The organism is Sphaerisporangium aureirubrum (genome assembly GCF_042658925.1).
Taxonomy (GTDB): Bacteria; Actinomycetota; Actinomycetes; order Streptosporangiales; family Streptosporangiaceae; genus Sphaerisporangium; species Sphaerisporangium aureirubrum.
Genome location: NZ_JBHSRF010000025.1, coordinates 60,068 through 76,791 on the forward strand (window position 1 = coordinate 60,068; position 16,724 = coordinate 76,791).

The 16,724-nt window shown below is 70.6% G+C and carries 20 protein-coding genes; 7 read left to right on the plus strand and 13 right to left on the minus strand.

From position 1 onward, the window contains the following. The first annotated feature begins 110 nt into the window (after nt 1-110). Complete coding sequence (locus ACFP1K_RS18545; RefSeq protein WP_380754703.1) at nt 111-1,385, plus strand: ATP-binding protein; 1,275 nt, start codon at nt 111-113, stop codon at nt 1,383-1,385. Nucleotides 1,386-1,400: 15 nt separating this feature from the next. Here ACFP1K_RS18545 and ACFP1K_RS18550 read toward each other — a convergent pair whose 3' ends face one another. From ACFP1K_RS18550 to ACFP1K_RS18570, 5 genes are all read right to left on the minus strand, one after another. After that, a complete protein-coding gene (locus ACFP1K_RS18550) occupies nt 1,401-2,027 on the minus strand; it encodes a DUF6461 domain-containing protein (protein ID WP_380754706.1) in 627 nt (208 codons plus the stop codon). Between the two features lie 139 nt (nt 2,028-2,166). Beyond that, entirely contained in the window at nt 2,167-2,754 is a 588-nt protein-coding gene (locus ACFP1K_RS18555) for a DUF6461 domain-containing protein (protein ID WP_380754710.1), read from the minus strand. A 101-nt stretch (nt 2,755-2,855) separates the two neighbouring features. Then, nucleotides 2,856-3,065: a DUF397 domain-containing protein gene (locus ACFP1K_RS18560; protein WP_380754712.1), complete on the minus strand. Its 210-nt coding sequence runs from the start codon at nt 3,063-3,065 to the stop codon at nt 2,856-2,858. Beyond that, nucleotides 3,053-3,616 (minus strand): Scr1 family TA system antitoxin-like transcriptional regulator, encoded by a 564-nt coding sequence (locus tag ACFP1K_RS18565; protein ID WP_380754714.1) that lies wholly within the window; start codon nt 3,614-3,616, stop codon nt 3,053-3,055. Before ACFP1K_RS18565 ends, ACFP1K_RS18560 begins: the two co-directional genes overlap by 13 nt. 301 nt (nt 3,617-3,917) lie before the next feature. Then, nucleotides 3,918-4,592 carry a TetR/AcrR family transcriptional regulator gene (locus tag ACFP1K_RS18570; protein ID WP_380754717.1) on the minus strand — a complete coding sequence of 225 codons (675 nt, stop codon included), beginning with the start codon at nt 4,590-4,592 and terminating at the stop codon, nt 3,918-3,920. A 116-nt stretch (nt 4,593-4,708) separates the two neighbouring features. On the opposite strand from ACFP1K_RS18570, the gene ACFP1K_RS18575 reads away from it, so the two are divergent. Then, the gene (locus tag ACFP1K_RS18575; RefSeq protein ID WP_380754815.1) at nt 4,709-5,662 is read left to right on the plus strand and encodes an NAD(P)-dependent alcohol dehydrogenase; all 954 of its coding nucleotides are present in this window, start codon (nt 4,709-4,711) and stop codon (nt 5,660-5,662) included. A gap of 56 nt (nt 5,663-5,718) precedes the next feature. Here the strand turns inward: ACFP1K_RS18575 and ACFP1K_RS18580 are convergent, their stop codons facing one another. Continuing rightward, nucleotides 5,719-6,261 carry a helix-turn-helix domain-containing protein gene (locus ACFP1K_RS18580; RefSeq protein WP_380754719.1) on the minus strand — a complete coding sequence of 181 codons (543 nt, stop codon included), beginning with the start codon at nt 6,259-6,261 and terminating at the stop codon, nt 5,719-5,721. 74 nt (nt 6,262-6,335) lie between these two features. Between ACFP1K_RS18580 and ACFP1K_RS18585 the strand changes: the two genes are divergently transcribed. Beyond that, a complete protein-coding gene (locus tag ACFP1K_RS18585; protein ID WP_380754722.1) occupies nt 6,336-7,673 on the plus strand; it encodes an erythromycin esterase family protein in 1,338 nt (445 codons plus the stop codon). A gap of 4 nt (nt 7,674-7,677) precedes the next feature. On the opposite strand, the gene ACFP1K_RS18590 is transcribed toward ACFP1K_RS18585, so the two are convergent. Both ACFP1K_RS18590 and ACFP1K_RS18595 read right to left on the minus strand, forming a co-directional pair. Beyond that, entirely contained in the window at nt 7,678-8,403 is a 726-nt protein-coding gene (locus ACFP1K_RS18590; protein WP_380754724.1) for a phytanoyl-CoA dioxygenase, read from the minus strand. A gap of 39 nt (nt 8,404-8,442) precedes the next feature. Further along, nucleotides 8,443-9,150, minus strand: a complete 708-nt coding sequence (locus ACFP1K_RS18595; protein WP_380754726.1) for a TetR/AcrR family transcriptional regulator — start codon at nt 9,148-9,150, stop codon at nt 8,443-8,445. A gap of 123 nt (nt 9,151-9,273) precedes the next feature. Between ACFP1K_RS18595 and ACFP1K_RS18600 the strand changes: the two genes are divergently transcribed. Together ACFP1K_RS18600 and ACFP1K_RS18605 are read left to right on the plus strand one after the other, a co-directional pair. Then, complete coding sequence (locus ACFP1K_RS18600; RefSeq protein ID WP_380754729.1) at nt 9,274-9,618, plus strand: YrdB family protein; 345 nt, start codon at nt 9,274-9,276, stop codon at nt 9,616-9,618. Nucleotides 9,619-9,659: 41 nt separating this feature from the next. Beyond that, nucleotides 9,660-10,601 carry an NAD-dependent epimerase/dehydratase family protein gene (locus ACFP1K_RS18605; protein ID WP_380754731.1) on the plus strand — a complete coding sequence of 314 codons (942 nt, stop codon included), beginning with the start codon at nt 9,660-9,662 and terminating at the stop codon, nt 10,599-10,601. A 5-nt stretch (nt 10,602-10,606) separates the two neighbouring features. On the opposite strand, the gene ACFP1K_RS18610 is transcribed toward ACFP1K_RS18605, so the two are convergent. From ACFP1K_RS18610 to ACFP1K_RS18620, 3 genes are read right to left on the minus strand one after another with little or no spacing between them, the layout of a single operon-like run. Then, nucleotides 10,607-11,458, minus strand: coding sequence for an alpha/beta fold hydrolase (locus ACFP1K_RS18610; protein ID WP_380754733.1), 852 nt, complete (start codon nt 11,456-11,458; stop codon nt 10,607-10,609). A gap of 40 nt (nt 11,459-11,498) precedes the next feature. Further along, complete coding sequence (locus ACFP1K_RS18615; RefSeq protein ID WP_380754736.1) at nt 11,499-12,650, minus strand: glycosyltransferase family 4 protein; 1,152 nt, start codon at nt 12,648-12,650, stop codon at nt 11,499-11,501. Beyond that, nucleotides 12,647-13,345, minus strand: a complete 699-nt coding sequence (locus ACFP1K_RS18620; protein ID WP_380754738.1) for a sulfotransferase family protein — start codon at nt 13,343-13,345, stop codon at nt 12,647-12,649. Before ACFP1K_RS18620 ends, ACFP1K_RS18615 begins: the two co-directional genes overlap by 4 nt. Before the next feature lie 10 nt (nt 13,346-13,355). On the opposite strand from ACFP1K_RS18620, the gene ACFP1K_RS18625 reads away from it, so the two are divergent. Beyond that, nucleotides 13,356-13,601 carry a hypothetical protein gene (locus tag ACFP1K_RS18625; protein ID WP_380754741.1) on the plus strand — a complete coding sequence of 82 codons (246 nt, stop codon included), beginning with the start codon at nt 13,356-13,358 and terminating at the stop codon, nt 13,599-13,601. Between the two features lie 80 nt (nt 13,602-13,681). After that, nucleotides 13,682-14,206: a GNAT family N-acetyltransferase gene (locus tag ACFP1K_RS18630; protein WP_380754744.1), complete on the plus strand. Its 525-nt coding sequence runs from the start codon at nt 13,682-13,684 to the stop codon at nt 14,204-14,206. Between the two features lie 25 nt (nt 14,207-14,231). On the opposite strand, the gene ACFP1K_RS18635 is transcribed toward ACFP1K_RS18630, so the two are convergent. Together ACFP1K_RS18635 and ACFP1K_RS18640 are read right to left on the minus strand one after the other, a co-directional pair. Further along, nucleotides 14,232-15,242, minus strand: a complete 1,011-nt coding sequence (locus tag ACFP1K_RS18635) for an acetamidase/formamidase family protein (RefSeq protein ID WP_380754747.1) — start codon at nt 15,240-15,242, stop codon at nt 14,232-14,234. Further along, nucleotides 15,239-16,657 (minus strand): APC family permease, encoded by a 1,419-nt coding sequence (locus tag ACFP1K_RS18640; RefSeq protein WP_380754751.1) that lies wholly within the window; start codon nt 16,655-16,657, stop codon nt 15,239-15,241. Before ACFP1K_RS18640 ends, ACFP1K_RS18635 begins: the two co-directional genes overlap by 4 nt. Between the last annotated feature and the right edge of the window lie 67 nt (nt 16,658-16,724).

The following is a 16,724-nucleotide window of genomic DNA, read 5'->3' on the forward strand; positions in this document are numbered from 1 at the left end:
CCACCATGCCATCCGGTGGGCGACCAACGTGTCAGCATCGGTGCGACCAATGTGTCAGTGAACCACCGGCGAGCGTGCCGGATGAGCCCTCGTTGTGGCATGCTGACCTGGTGGCGAACGCAGGCTGGACACCGCTGGGCGACGTGCTCCCGAGGCACGCGGGGACGGCCGTCGCCGAGGCGCTGGCCGACACCCGTGTGGTGCTGGTCAACGGCGCGCGGCAGGCGGGCAAGAGCACGCTGGTCCGGGTGGTGGCCAAGGGGCGGGAGGGCGAGTGGCGCACCCTCGACACCCCCGCGGTCCGGCAGGCGGCCCTGGCGGACCCGGCGGGTTTCGTCGACTTCGCCGACCTCATGGTGATCGACGAGATCCAGCGGGCGCCGGAACTGCTGCTGGCCATCAAGGAACAGGTGGACGCCGACCCGCGCCCCGGCCGCTACCTGCTCACCGGCTCGGCCCGCGTGCTCGGCCTGCGGGCACTCCCCGACACCCTGCCCGGCCGGGTGGAGACCATCGAGCTGTGGCCCTTCGCCCAGGGCGAGATCGACGGCACCCCCGACCGCTTCGTGGACGCGCTCTTCACCGACGGCCCCGCGCTGCGCCACACCTCGTCCGTCACCCGCGGCGAGTACGCCGAGCGCGTCGTCCGCGGCGGCTTCCCCGAGGCCGTCGCCCGTGCCAACCCCCGCCGCCGGGAGCGCTTCTTCGACTCCTACGTCGCCGACCTGATCGCCCGCGACGTCAGCCGGCTATCCGAGATCGAACGCGCCCCCGAGATGCGCGCCCTGCTCCGCCTCCTGGCCGCCCGCTCGGGCCAGCTCCTGGTCGCCAACGCGCTCAGCGGCACCACCGGCGTCTCCCAGAGCACCGTCCACCGCTACCTGGCCCTACTGGAAGAGGTCTTCCTCACCAAGCGCGTCCCCGCCTGGTCCCGCAACCTGAGCAACCGCGCCACCAGCACCCCCAAGCTGGCCTTCGTCGACTCTGGCGTCGCCGCCAACCTCCTGGGTGCCGACGCTCGCAGCCTGATCCGCCCCGAAGCCCCCTTCGGCCCCCTCCTGGAGGGCTTCGTCCTCATGGAACTGGCCCGCCAGCTCACCTGGTCCGACGAACGCGCCGAGCTGTTCCACTACCGCACCAAGGACCAGGTGGAGGTCGACGCCATCCTGGAGACCCGCCAGGGCAAGGTGGCCGGCATAGAGGTCAAGGCGTCCTCGACCGTTCGCCCCGACGACTTCCGCGGCCTCCGCCACGTGGCCGACCGCGTGGGTGACGACTTCGTCGCAGGCGTCGTCCTCTACACCGGCACCCAGACCCTCCCGTTCGGCGACCGCATGCGAGCCGTCCCGATCAGCGCCCTATGGCAGACCGAGCCGGCCCGCTGAACGCGGGGGTGGCGCTCACACCATGCCGCGCGCCGTGGCGATGACGGCGGCGAGGAAGGGACGGCTCAGGATGTCCCTGGTGAAGGGAACCCCGGTGATCCTGCCCGCCAGCGCGAACGCGGCGGCACGCGGATCGCCGGCCGGGGGTTCGTCGTAGCCGCGTTGCCCCAGGCCGACCTCACGCATGGCGTCGTCCCACCGCCCCGGATCGGCGCCGGACCGCTCGTGCGGCGTCACCGGCTCGAACGACACGACCACGTCCCGGTCGGCCGCGTGCACGAAGTACTCGGAGGCGTACGGATTCACGTTGAGGGCCACCACCTCCGTCCCCTCGCACAGCCACTTCAGCAGCTCCCGATCCCGCGCCGCCCGATACCCGGACGGCTCGACGAGCACCGTCCACTCCCCGGCCTCCACCGCCCCCACATAACCCCCGCTGTCCCCCTGAAGCGCCTCCGCCAGCTCCGAGGAAACCCGCTCGAACCGCTCGAACGACATCTCCTCCACCGTCTCCTCGTCCACCCCGAACCGCTCAAGTACCTCCCGAGGCGTACACCCGCGCACGAACGCCACACAGTAAACGTCCCCCAGCGGCCCGTACTCCAGCAGCCACTCGAAGCCTTCGCTCGGCTCTGTCATCATCACTCCTCGCTCTCGATTGCCAGGATGATGGCAGCTCTCACCGACAGAATTTCGGTGATATCCGAATATCGGCACTCGCGCTGTTCAATCCCCGTGAGACCGGGCCGGGCCGGTGAACTCAGGCCCGGCCCGGTGGCGATCACACCATGTCGCGCGTCGTCGCGATGACGGCGGCGAGGACGGGACGACCCAGGACGTCCCTGGTGAAGGTGACCCCGGTGATCGCGCCCGCCAGCGCGAACGCGGAGGCGATCGGTGTGCCCGGCCGTGGCTCGCCGGCCCCCCAGCCGAGTCCGGCCGCGCGCATCGCGTCGTCCCAGCGACCAGGGTCGGCACCGCTCCGGTCACGCGGCGTCCCTGGCTCGAACGACACGATCACGTGCCGGTCGGCCGCGTGCACGAAGTAGTCGGAGGTGTACGGATGCACGCTGACCGCCACCACCTCCGTCCCCTCGCACAAGCACTTCAGCACGTCACGATCCCGCGCCGCCCGGCACCCCCACGGCTCGATGAGCACCGTCCACTTCCCGCCCTCCACCGCCCCCACATAGCCGCCGACCTTCCCTCGCAGCCCTTCCGCGAGCTCCCAGGAGACGTCGTCGAACCGCTCGAAGGACATCTCCTCCACCGTCTCCTCATCCACGCCGAACCGCATGAGCACCTCCCGAGGCGTACACCCGCGCACGAACGCCACGCAGTAAATATCGCCCAACGGCGCACAATCCATCAGCAACCTGGAGCCTCCCGTGGTTCCGGCGTCGTTCCTTTCCAGCTCTATAGCCAGAATGATCTCAGCCCTCACCGACAGAATTACCGGCGTCCCGATTGTCAGAAGTCGTACCGTTTAATCCCCGCGACGAAGATACTCCACTGTCGCCCGGTGACCAGCAAAACCGCCCCGACTGGGTCTTTGCTGTCCCGTACGCCTCTATGTCCACTTGACAGCCTTGCGACCTCCACACAATTGCCGCCATTGCTGCCAGAGTAGGAGGACCTCGTCCACCGGGTGTTGCTGAACTCCATGGTCAGCTCGTCCATCGGGACATCGTCTCCTTGATCAATGCCAGGGATTCACGCTGAGGCAGCGCTTCGGACCGAATTCCTTCGTACCTGAATGCTAGGGTTCTGACGATTTCTGTCCAGTCTGTTACCTGGGCGTTGGAGGCGGCTTCGATATACGCCGTATCGGGTGCCCCATCTGCTATGGCGATCGCGAATCCTCCGAGAAGGCCTGTGGTCGAGCAGGCGGTGACAGGGAGGACCTGGATGGTGATCCTGGGACTCCGACCCACCTGCATCAGGTGCTCCAGCCATGGGCGGAACCATGGAGGCGCCGAGGCGCGAGTGACCATCGGCCATAAGCGGATCAAGGCGCCATCGGCTTGCAGGGCATCGTCGCAGTGGCGTGCGAATTGCTCGGACGGACACCGCTTCGCCGTCTCGATCATGCTGATCGTTCCCACCGAATAAGGCACCGCTCGCGCCAGCCTCAACTGTGACCACCCGCGTTCCTTGCGATGCCGCCGTAACTCGAAACCGAAGAGAGCCGTGGGGGAATCCGAGGGGAAAAGTTCGCTTTCCTTCGGCATGGGGGCTCCGATTTCTTTCTCAGCCTTTCACCCAAACTGTTGATAGCCAGTTGAAGTCAACTGGTCACCGAATGTATCCGAACTTCGAGATGTTTGGAGGGTCGATCGGGTCCCGACTCTCGGAGCAGGTGAACCATGAAGGTGGCGGGCGCGGTACCAAGGATCCTGGGTGAGGCGGACCTTGCCGGGGTTCGTGAATCCGTCTCCCATGCGCGGGCCGAGGTGCGCCGATGGCTGGGGAACGGCCATCCGGCGGCCGAGGACGTCGTCCTGGCGGTGTCGGAGCTGGTCACCAACGCGATCACGCACTCCGGGGCCGGGCCGGTGGAGGGAGGTGGTGGATCTGGTGGAGGGTGAGCGGGGGTGGGGGTGGGAGGGGGGCGGTGTGGTCGGCGTGGAAGGACTGGAGGAGGTAGGCGACGAGTCTCCGGGAGGCGGTGGGGGCGGAGTCGGGGGAGGCGGTGATGAGGCCGTTGTTGGCGATGAGGAGGAGGATCAGGTCGGCCTGGTCGAAGTCGGGGCGTAGGTGGCCGGCGTCCTTGGCTCGCTGGATTAGGACGGCGAGGCCGGTCTCGGCGCGGAGGCGTTCCCGTTCGTACTCGTCGGCGCAGGGGAACTCGGTGAGGAAGGCGGCGGTGAAGCCTCGGTCGGCGATCTGCATGGCGCAGACCTTCTCGATGACGGTGCAGAAGGCGCGCCAGGGGTCGGGGTCGGCGAGGGCGTCGTCGACGACCGATGTGCACATCGTGACCTGGTCGGCGAAGACCTCGGTGATCAGGGATTCCCTGGTGGGGAAGCGGCGGTAGAGGGTGGCGACCCCGACGCCGGCGCGGCGGGCGATGGCGGCCATCGGGACGTCGGGGCCGCGGGTGGCGAACGCCTCGCGGGCGGCGTCGAGGATGCGGTCGCGGTTGTGACGGGCGTCGGCGCGCAGTCCGGTCGTCTCGGCGGGAGTGGTGGCGGGATCATGCGGCATTTGAGAGGAACGAGCGCCCATGTCTCTCACATTAGCCTAAGTGGACGGGGGTGTCCGTTTAGCGGGTTAGCGTGGCTCCTGACCGAGAGGGTGGGGGGATGAGGACAGTGAGTGAGATGCGCGCGGCGTTGTTCGACAGGTACGGGCCGCCGGAGGTGCTGTACGAAGGCATGGTGCCGAAGCCTGTCGCGGGGCCGGGTGAGGTGCTGGTGCGCGTCCATGCCGTCAGCGTGAACGGGGGCGAGCTGCACGGGCGGGCCGGGGAGATCCGGCTCGTGACGGGGCTGGTCGGGCGGGGGTTCCCGAAGCGCGTCGGGATCGACTTCACCGGTGAAGTGGCCGCACTCGGCTCGCCCATGTCCGGCCTCGCGGTGGGCGACCGGGTGTGGGGAGTGCTGCCGCGGACGTTCGGCAGTGCCGCCGAGTTCGTGGCCGTCCGCCCCCGGCAACTGTCGCTCGCCCCGGCCGGGCTCGACCTGGTCGAGGCCGCGTCCCTGCCGGTGGGCACGACGGCGATCACGGCGCTGCGGGACAAGGCTCGGCTCAAGGCGGGTGAGCGGCTGCTCGTCCGCGGTGCGAGCGGCGGCGTGGGCAGCATCGCCGTCCAGCTGGGACGGGCTTACGGCGCGCACGTCACCGGGCTCGCGCGCGCCGGGAACCTCGGCTTCGTCCGGGACCTCGGAGCCGACGAGGCCCTCGACTACGCGACCACCGGCCCCGCCGACCTGGCCCCGTTCGACGTGGTGTTCGACAGCGTGGGCACCGAGATCGGCGCCTACCGGCGGCTCCTCGCGCCGGGAGGACGCATGGTCTCGATCAGCTTCGACACCGGGCGCATGGTCGCCTCCTTGTCCTACATCCTCGCCTCCGCCGTCTTCGGCTCCCGGCGGGTGCGGTTCTTCAGCGGCAACCCCACCCACCGGCTCTTCGCCGACCTGGCCCGATACGTGGAGACCGGTGCGCTGCGCCCGGTCGTCGACACGGTGTACCCCCTCGCCGACATCGCCAAGGCCCACCGGGCGCTGGAATCCGGCGGCGTCCGGGGCAAGTACGTCGTCCGGGTCGTATGAGCGAGCCCGCCTGGACGGCCGAGGTCGTGCGACGGGGGTGACGGCGGCACGCCGGGTCACGATCGGCCGGGCGGTTCCTCGGTGGGGAAGAAGATCATGCTGAGCAGGTGGGGGGTGCGGGCGGGGGTGGGCTGGTTGCCTGCTCTGGCGCGGATGTGGGGGAGTATCTCGCCGATCAGGTCGCCGATCTCCTCGGGGGTGAGCCAGAGGACGCCCTGCCGGTAGCTCACGGAGTCGGCGAGGGGGTCGGCGCCTTCGCGGCCGAGGTAGGCGTTGAACTCGGCGAGCAGGGCGGCCATGGCGGCGGTGAAGCCGTCGCGGTGGTCGTCGAGGGACATCGACCGGGCCGCCTCGTCGTCGATCACGGTGCGCTCGGCGCGCAGGCGGTAGTGGCGTTCCACGGCGCCGTGGACGCGGCGTTCGTCGGCGACCTCCAGCACTCCCGCCTCGGCCAGCAGACCTACGTGCCGGTACACGCTGGTCTTGGGGACGTCGCGCAGGTGGGCGCACAGGTCGGCGGTGGTGTGGGTGCGGCCTCCGGACATGGCGTTCACGATGCGGAGCCGGACCGGGTGCAGAAGCAGGTCGAGGGTGTCCACTCGTGTACTTTCCCACATCTGGTACCGTTCCCAGAAATGGGAACGGTAGGGTGTGCCTACGCAGAGGAGCTGAAATGACCATGGATCCTTCGGTGGCGCGGGGCCGGCTGAGCGGCGAGGCGGTGATCCCGCTGACCACGCTGGACCCGGCGGCGGCTCTCGACGACCTCGGGTGGCTGGAGGAGGCCGTCGGGGACGCGCGGGTGGTGGCGATCGGTGAGAGCGCGCACTACAACCGCGAGTTCTATCAGCTGCGGCACCGCCTGCTGCGCTACCTGGCCGAACGGCACGGGTTCGGCGCCTACGCGATGGAGACAGGGTTCGCCGAGGGGTGGCTGGCCGACGGCTGGGTCCGGGCTGGCGAGGACGAAGGGCTCGGCCACGTCATGGCGAACGGCATGACGTCGCTGATGGGGCTGTGGACGCCGATGCGCGACCACCTGGAATGGATGCGGGAGCACAACCGCACGGCCGCGCGTCCCGTCGGCTTCTACGGGATCGACATGCCCGGCTCAATGGCGTCCCTGCTGCCCGGCCTGGACGCCGTGCTCGCCTACCTCGCCGAGGCCGACCCCGAGTACCAGGCCGACCCCGCCATCCGGGACACGGCCGCCGCCTTCGCGCAGACGTCCGCGTTCTCCCTCCCCGCGCTCGTCTCCGCCTACGCCGGGCTCGCCCCCGAACGCAGGGACGCCCTGACGGCGGGCCTCGCGGAACTCGCGTCCCGCATGACGGCCCGCCGCCTCGAATACCGCGGCCGGACCACCGCCGGTGCCCATGACCGGGCGTCGCGTTCGATGGACGTCACGGTCACCCTAGACACGATGCTCCGCGCGATGCCCCGCGGCGACCGGCAGGAGGTGATGCTCCAGCGCGAGGCCGCGCTCGCGGACACCGTCGAGTGGATCCTCGGCAGGGAGGACCGCGTCGTCCTCGCCGCTCACAACGCGCACGTCCAGCGCTGGCCCGCGAGCCTGCCCGGCATGTCCCCGGTCACGATGATGGGCATGCATCTCGCCGAGCGGCTGGGCGAGGACTACCTGGTCATCGGCACGACCTCGGGGACCGGCCAGACCCTCAACGGCGCGCCTTCCTTCTACGCCGGCGAGCTCTTCACGGACCTTGCGGACGCGCCGCCGCCCGGCAGCCTGGACGCCCTCATGGCCGCGAGCCACGACGGGCTCTTCGCCACCGACCTGCGCGGGCTGTCCGCGTCCGACGCCGCGACCGTCAAGGCCGTCACCAGCCAGCGGCACGGCGTGTACCACTCCGAGCTCAACCCCCTGGACGCCTACGACATCCTCGTGCACGTCCCCCACGTCACCGCGGCCGAGCCCGACCAGGCGGCCCTCGCGTGCGCGCCCGCCGGCGTGCGGGAGCCGTTCGCCGGCTGGGCGAAGCGGGCCGGCTAGCGCCTCACCAGCCGGTGGCCCGCCCGAGCGGTGTGTCGTCGCCGGGGGCCAGCGGCTTCTTCAGCATGACCGGCATCTGGGCCATGAACCGCGGCTGGGTGCCATGGTGCTCCTGGGCGGCGTGCACGGTGAACGGATGCACCAGGTACGCGTCGCCCGGCAGCCCCGTCGCCAGCGCCACCGGACAGTCGCGGCCCGCGTCGTCGAAGAGCTGCCCGAGCGCCATCAGGTCGCGTACCTCCGCGTCCAGCGCGCCGGCGACGTCACGCTGGGATCCCGCGCGCACCCGGGTCGGCGCGTCGTCCGGGCCGACCTCGGAGAACAGCACGAGCAGCAGCATCGTGGCCGGACGCCCGCTGACGCCCCAGGTGCCATCCGGCCGCGGGGTGTTGTGGTCGATGTGCCAGCCCAGGTCGTCGGCGGGGGGTACCCGGGGGAACCTGACGGGGATGTTGCCGGTGCTGCCCCGGGGCAGCCATCCGCCCCGGCCGGCGACGGCGTCCAGGGCTTCACGCAGCTTCGGGCTCCGCGTGAACTGCCCGAACGGCCCCTGGCCGGTCAGGTCCGACGCCCACACGACCGGCTTGGTCCAGCCGGAGGGGTCGTCGGGGGACAGGCCGATCTGCCGCCACAGCAGCGCCCTGGCCGCGTCACCGACCTCCTGGGGCACGATGGCCTCCACCTTGGCGAAGCCGTCGGTGATGAACCGGTCGACGTCGATGATCTGCATGTAAGGCACGCTATCAAGCGCTGTCCACCAATTTCGGGCTCAGTCGCGCGTCAGTCCGAGTAGGTGGGCCTGGGTGAGGGCGGTGTGGTCGAAGGTGTCTGCGGGGGTCTCCAGCACGTTGTGGTACATCCCGAAGAGCTCGAAGCTGATGGCGCCGTAGAGCTGGGTCCAGGCCATCAGGGCGGCGAGGATGACGTCGTCGGGGAAGGGGGCGAAGAGGGTCTCGCGCAGCCGGTCCGCGTCGGGTACGAAGCTCTCCGGGGTGGGGGGGAAGCCTGTCAGGCGGGGGGTGAGGGCCCCCGCCTCCTGGGCGTCGCGCAGGATCGTGGCGAGGACGACGCCGTCGCGGGCGGCGGCCACGGCGGTCTCCTGGGGGGCGATGTAGCCGGGGACCGGCGTGCCGTGGATCAGGGCGTACTCGTGGGGGTGGGCGAGGGCCCAGGTGCGGAAGGCCCGGCACACGGCCATCCAGCGGTCCAGGTGGCGGTCCTTCGGGCAGGACGCGTCGGCGGCCTCCGCGGCCTCGCCCACGGCGTCGAACGCCTCGGTGATCAGGGCGGTGAGCAGGTCGTCGCGGCTGGGGAAGTAGCGGTAGATCGCCGAGGAGACCATGCCCAGCTCGCGGGCGACGGCGCGCAGCGAGAGGCCGGAGGCGCCCTCGGCGGCGAGCTGGCGGCGGGCCACGTCCTTGATCTCGCCGGTCAGCTCGGCCCGGACGCGTTCCCGTGCGGTGCGGCTTGCGTTCACGTCTCCGACCTTAGCAGAGCGGAGCATTTAATCGAGAGCACTGCTCTTGACGAATCGTGCTCCATTGAGAGAGCATTGCTCTCGTAACGGAGCGCTGTAAGACCGACGAGCGGGGAGATCCTGATGACGACCGTGGCCAAGGGAGCCAATGCGGCCCTCATGTTCTTCCTGGAGCTCGGCGTCTACGGGGCCGTCGGCTACTGGGGCTTCACCGCCGGGCCCACCTGGTGGCTCAAGGTGCTGGCCGGGATCGGCGGGCCCGTGCTGTTCGCGGTGGTGTGGGCGCTCTTCGGGTCGCCGAAGGCGCCGGTCCCGCTGCACGGGCCCGGCCGCGCCGCCCTGGAGATCGTGTGGTTCGGCGGGGGAGTGGCGGCGGCCTTCGCGGCCGGTCTGCTCACCACGTCGATGGTCTTCGCGGCGCTGTTCGCGGTGAACGCCCTGCTGCGAATCGTCTGGGATCAGGTCTGAGCCGTCCGTCCGGAAGAACACGAGAAAGAAGGAGTACCGAGATGGGCAAGCACATAGTCATCGGAGCGGGACAGGTCGGCGGGCAGCTCGCGCGGCTGCTGGCGGGACAGGGCCACGAGGTGACGGTCGTCACCCGGTCGGGCTCGGGCCCGGTGGCCGCCGGGATCACACGGGTCTCGGCCGACGTCTCCGACCGGGAGGGCCTGACCGGCGTCGCCAAGGGAGCTGATGTCATCTACAACTGCGTCAACCCGCAGTACCACCGCTGGGCCGAGGACTGGCCGCCGATGGCCGCCGCCATCCTCGGCACGGCCGAGACGACCGGCGCCGGGCTGGTCACGCTCGGGAACCTCTACATATACGGCGAGGTCGACCGCCCGATGACCGAGGACACCCCCCTCGCCGCGGCCGGGACGAAGGGACGGGTCCGGGCGAAGATGTGGCTGGACATGGAGGCCGCCCACCGCGAGGGCCGCGTGCGGGTCACCGAGCTGCGCGGCTCCGACTTCTACGGCCCCGGGATGAGCGACCAGTCGTTCTTCGGCGACCGCTTCATCGCCCCCATCCTGGCCGGCAAGACGGTCCGCCACATCGGCGCCGTCGACCAGCCGCACAGCGTCACCTATCTCCCGGACGTCGCCCGCGCCCTCGCCGTGGCGGGTTCCGGCGAACGCGCCTGGGGCCGTCCCTGGCACATCCCCACGGCGTCCCCCGCCCCCTCGGTCCGGCAGATGGCCGTACGCTTCGCCGAGATCGCCGGCGCCCCGGCACCCAAGGTCACCTCCATCCCCGCCGTCATGCTTCGCGCCGCGGGCCTCTTCTCCCCGATGATCCGCGAACTGCGGGAGACCCAGCACCAGCGGGACAAGCCCTTCATCCTGGACTCCACCCCCTTCGAGACCACCTTCGGCGTCGCCCCCACCTCGGTGGACACCGCCCTGCGGGAGAGCCTCGACTGGTGGCGCGCCGGCCGCCCGTCCTGAAAGCGCTACGCGGTTCCCGGCCCTGAAGGGGAGAAGAACCACTCCAGGGCCGCCGGGGCGGTGTCGAGGACGGAGATGTGGCCGGCGCCGGGGGACAGGCGAGGCTCGGCCGACGGGCAGTGGCGGGCCAGCCACCCGGCGTGCGAGCTGGGGATGACGCGGTCCTCGGTGCCGTGCAGGAGCAGGACGGGGGGCGTCACCTGGGCGGCGGTGAATCCCCAGGGGGCGACGTACGCCAGGTCGTCCTCGATCAGGCCGCCGGGGCCGGACGCCACGGCGGGGGGGACGATCTCGTCGAACCAGGACCATCCGCCGGAGAGCGCCGCGTGGTCGGCGGGGGTGAAGATCTCGGGGTCGTAGGTGGAAAGCGTCTCGTGCCTCTCCTTGGCGGCCCGCCCCTCGGCGGCGGCGCGCAGGGACGCGGCGACGGAGGGGTGCATGCCCGCGAACCAGTCGAGCCCTTCGGCGTCGAAGGGGGCGATCCCGGCGGCGCTGACCACGCTCAGCACGCGGTCCGGCAGCAGCGCGGCGCAGGCCAGAGCGTGGGTGCCGCCCCCGGAATGGCCCATGACGGCGAAACGGCCTATCCCCAGCGCGTCGGCGACCACAGCGGCGTAGGTGGCCGCCGTGGCCACGCCCCGGTCCTGCCGGGGGCTGGAGCCGCCGTATCCGGGCCGGTCGTACGACACCCAGCGGATGCCGAGCCGTTCGGCGGCGGGGAAGAGCGGCACCGGGGGCGCGCCGATGTTGGGTGTGCCGTGGTGCCACAGGACGGGGAGACGGCCGTCGCCGCCCGTGTCGTAGACGTGCAGCGCGCGGCCGTCGTCCAGCCGTAGATCGAACTCCGCCACTTCCACCCCGGCGAGCCTAGTCACCGGTGCCCGCACCCGCCAGCGGTCAGCGGCGGGTCTCGGCGAGGCCCTGGAAGAGGGACTCCCAGCGGGGCATGACGACCTCGGGGGTGTAGTCGCGGGCCCGGGTCCTGGCGGCGGTGCCCAACCGGACGCGCAGATCGCGGTCGGCGATCAGGCGGTTGAGGGCGGCCGCCAGGGCGTCGATGTCGCCAGGGGGGACCAGGAGGCCGTTCCGCTCGTGGGTGAGGACGTCGGCGGGGCCGGTGGGGCAGTCGAACGCGGCCACCGGCAACGCGTGGTTCATGGCCTCGATCATGACCATGGGGAGGCCCTCGAAGCGGGAGCTGAGGACGTAGATCGAGGCGCCGGTCAGCTCGCCGGGCAGGCTCTGGGTGCGGCCCATGAGCTTCACGTGCCCCGCCAGGTCGTGTTCCTTGATGAGCTCGGTGAGGCTTTCCTCCTTGGGGCCGGAGCCGAAGATGCGCAGCTCCCAGCCGGGGTTGACGTCGGCGACCCGCCGGAAGGCGGGGATCAGCAGGTCGAAGCCCTTCTGGGTGACGAGGCGGCCCGCCGCGATCACGACGGGGTTCTCCTGGCGGGACGGCTCGCGGCCGGTGGCGGAGACGGCGTTCGGGATGTGCACGATGGGGGCGCCGGGGAGGGCCTTCTGGTACTCGGCCTGGTCGCTCTCGGTGAGGGTGACGACGGCGTCCAGCCCGGCGTAGTGCCGGATGATGGCGGAGCGCACCCGTTTGGGGTAGGTGCCGAGGTTCATGTGCTCCTGGCCGACGCGGATCACCCCCGCGGTGGCGCGGCGGGCCGAGATGAGGTTCAGCGCGGGCCGGGTGGTGACGAGGACACCGTCCTCCAAGGTGGAGACGTACTCCATGACGGCACGCTCGACCACTTCGGTGAAGTACCGGGCCGCGAACTCGCCGGGCGGCACCACCTTGCCGCGCACTCTTCGCCAGGCCCGGCGTCCCAAGGAGTCGGACGGCACCGCCTTGCGCTGGTCGTTCAGCGCCCGGACCCGGACGCGGGGGTCGATCTCGAACTGCGGCTTGGCGCGGCGCCGGACCACGCTGACGATCTCCACGTCGTGGCCGAGAGCGGCCATGGCGTTGGCCTGGCTGACCACGGTGCGGATGGTTCCCCCCATGCCGTACGCGTGCAGGAGCAGGTAGCGGATCTTCACGTGGATCCCGTCACCTCCGGCAGGTAGCCCCAGGTCCTGGCCATGGGGATGAGCGAATCGGGGATCTCCTCGACGGCGGGCAGTTCCCGCGCCGCCTGCACGGCGCCCGAGCGGATCTTGTCCTTCCAGTCGCCGAGGCCCTTCACCACGACGGCCTGCTCGCCGTACGACAACATGCCCTCCTCCCACGGCAGCGAGAGGAAGTCGCAGATGCGCCGGGTCTCGCCCTCGGGGTCGGCGGTCAGGTCCTCGTACCGCACGGTGAGCCCGGACAGCGCCCCGCGCGCCCGCTCGACCGCCTTCATGTACCGCAGGGCGTCCAGCGCCGCCTCGTGCGAGGTCCGCCTGTCGGGACTCGCCTCGTGCCAGGACTTCGCGATGGACGCCGGGTGACGCAGCAGGAAGACGAACCGCGCGTCCGGCCAGCAGGTGCTGATCCGCTGGTACGCGAACGCGTTGGCGGGCGTCTTGTCGACGATGTACTGCTTGCCGCTCTTGACGAGCTCCCGGTGCAGCACCCGGTCCCACAGCAGGTGTTCCAGGTCGGCCCGGTTGTGGCCGAGCGCGTCCATGGCCTTCTCCGCCAGGGATGTGCCGTATCCGACGGTCAGCCGCCGCACGTGGAGTTCGTGGGGGGCGTGCAACGCCGAGTGAGCGTTGAGGACGGCTCTGAGCAGGGTCGATCCGGATCGCACGGGAGAAAGGATGAAGACTGGGCTCACCAGCAGCCGGTCGGCCTTGGGATCGGCCGGCGGCCGGATCAAAGAATCGGGCGACGGGGCCGGAATCGGCCCTATGGCGGTGGAGCCTACTTTTCCTACTCGCTGGATCTGGAATCCGGTTGCCCCGGTCAGCGCATCATTGATCTTGCGCTTCCAGTTCATGCTGATTCAACATACCCGGCTTACCTGGGAAATTACTGAGTATTACCTCCCAGCATCGGCCCGGTGAATTGACGGCTAACGGTGGCGCGGATGCCGCCGTCCGGGAAATGGTTTCACGTGCGGGGAATCCCGCTGTTTGATACGGACATGTCAGATTTGTCACACGGGACGGGTGGTGTCAGGCGCGCGACGGCCGCCGACGCGCGGGCCCTCACCCGGCTTCGCGCCCTGATGCTGGACGCGATGGGCATGCCGGTCGGCGGCGAGGACGCGCCGTGGCGCGAGGCCGCCCAGGCGTGGTTCGCCGGGGAGCTGGAGAACGAGGACGGTTTCGCGGCCTTCGTGGTGGACGACCCGGATCTCGGGGTCGTCTGCAGCGCGGCGGGCGGCTGCCACCGCCGCGCACCCGGGCCGTCGAACGTCGGCGGGCTGCACGGGCACGTCTTCAACATCAGCACCGATCCGCGGCGACGGCGGCGCGGTCACGCGCGGGCGTGCCTCACGGCGCTGCTCGCCTGGTTCCGGGACGAGACCGGCGTGCGGGTGATCGATCTCAACGCCACCGGTGAAGGGCTGGAGATGTACCGCGCGGCCGGGTTCGCGGCGCCGCGCTTCCCCGCGCTCCAGCTGAGGATGCCCGGACCGCCACCGAGCCGGCGCGGGTCCGCGTGAACCCGGCGCCGGCCTCTCCGGCGCGTCAGCGGCCGCCGAGGTACTGCTCGCCAAGGGCGCGCAGGCGGGTGTGGGCGCCCTCGTACACCTCGGGGCGGCCGAGGTAGCGCTTGGGCATCTTGGCGAGCATGGTGTAGTTGGTGTCGCACACGTTGCCCACGGGGGCCTCGCCGCCCTGGCTGACCAGCTGGTACGCGTCCAGCTCGTCCAGGCCGGCCAGGGAGGCCGCCCAGGTGACCATGTCGTGCTGGCTGATCCGGTAGGCGTCCTCCAGGGGGCGCGCCGACCCGGTGGACATCAGGTGCTCGTCGTCCTCCAGGCGCGGCCAGGGGGTGACGGCGCCCTTGATGAGCTCGACGGCGACGACGGTGTTCATCGCCGCCTCCACCGCTGTGCCGCAGACCTCGCCGTGGCCCTGGCGGCAGTGGCCGTCGCCGACGGCGAACAGGCCGCCCGGGACGTTGACGCCGAGGTAGACGGTGACGCCGGCCCGCAGCTCGGGGGTGTCCATGTTGCCGCCGTGCGCGTCCGGGGTGATCGTCATCCGGGCCTCGGACGCCCCGGGTGCCACGCCGACCGTGCCGTGCATCGGGTCCAGCGGCATCTCCACGGTGAAGTCGCCGCGCCGGGCCCGGTACCGCACCGTGCCCGTCTCGGTGTCCACCTCGTACATCCACACGACCTCCTCCAGCGCGGGCTGGAGCATGGCCGTGGTGTGGGTGCCCGTCAGCGCGCCGAAGTGGGGGAACGTCGTGGACACCGCCCAGTCGCGGGCGGGCCGGATGCTCACGAAGTGCAGCGCGAGGGTGTCGCCGGGCTCAGCCCCCTCCACGTGGAACGGGCCGGTGACCGGGTTGAGGTAGGGGAACTCGCACACCTTCGACGGCAGGTCGTCCACCGTGCGCACCAGCCCGCCGAAGCAGTCCTCGGTGTAGATCTCCAGCACCGTGCCCGGCGCCACCCGGCGGACGGCGGGCCGCCCGCCGAAGGTGAAGGACAGCTCCTCGGGGGCGGGGCGGTAGGAGACGACGTTCACTCGGACACCTCCGTGTCGACGGCGGACAGGGTGGGGCGGCGGCCGAGGAGGTACGCCCCGGCGAGCACGACGACGCCGATGGCCAGCCAGACGAACCCGAGCACCTGGGCCGCGACCTTGGCGTTGATGACGACGTACAGCAGGATGAGGAACCCGATGGCGGGGGCGATCAGGTGGCGCCACCAGTCACGGCTGCCGCGCCGGATGACGTAGTGCCACACCACCGACACGTGCAGCGCGAGGAACGCGGTCATCGCGCCGAAGTTCACCAGGCTGCTGAGCAGGGTGATGCCGTCGTCACGGGTGGTCATGTACAGCCCGAGGCCGAGGGAGACCAGGGCGACCAGCAGGGTGGCGTTGACCGGCACCTTGTGCGTGGGGTGCACCTTGCCGAGGAAGGCGGGCAGCTGCCGGTCGCGGGCCATGGCGAACAGCAGGCGCGAGGTGGCGGCCTGGGCGACCAGCGAGTTGGCGAAGCCCCACGCCACGGCGGTGGTGACGGCGGTCAGCACGCTCAGCCAGTGCCCGCCCGCGTACTCGGCGGTGTCGTAGAACGCGGTGCCCGCCGGGTCGCCGTTGGCCAGCAGCCCCGCCCGGTCCGGCACCAGCAGCGCCGCCACCCAGGTCTGCACGATGAACAGCACGCCGGCCACCGCGAGCGCCATCACCATGGAGCGGCCGAGGCGCCGGGAGTCCTCGCGGCTCTCCTCGGCCAGCATCGAGATGCCGTCGAAGCCGAGGAACGACAGCACCGCGACCGACACCGCGCCGAACACCAGCGACCAGGAGAAGGTGGAGGAGTCGTACAGGGGGCTGAAGAAGTCCCCGTGGCCCTTGCCCTGGGCGAGCGCGACCGCGCCGATCACCAGGAAGACCGCCAGCACGATCAGCTCGCCGATCAGCATGATCTTGTTGGTGCGCGCGGTCATCTTGATGCCGAAGTAGTTGACCCCGGTGTTCAGCACGATGAACCCGATCAGCCACACCCAGATCGGCACGGCGGGCACGAACGACGCCATGGCCGCGCTCGCCACCAGGTACAGCAGGGCGGGCACCAGCACGTAGTCCAGCAGGATCACCCACCCGGCCAGGAAGCCCACCGGCGGGGAGATGCCGCGCCCGGTGTAGGTGTAGACCGAGCCGGCCATCGGGAACGCCCGCGCCATCTGGGCGTACGACAGCGCGGTGAACGCCATGGCGACCATGCCGATGACGTACGCCAGCGCCACCATGCCGCCGGAGGCCTGGAAGACGCCGCCAAAGATGCCGAACGGCGCGATCGGCACCATGAAGATCAGGCCGTAGATCAGCAGGTCGCTGTAGCTGAGGGACCGCTGGAGCTCCTGCTTGTAGCCGAAGCGCTCCACGCCCTCGCCGGACGCGGGCATGGACGAGGTCTCGGGGGTGGAGGACATGGACGGCTCCTTCGAAACGCGGGGCAGAGCCGTACCATAGGGCGTATCCTTGAATTCGAAAAGGTTT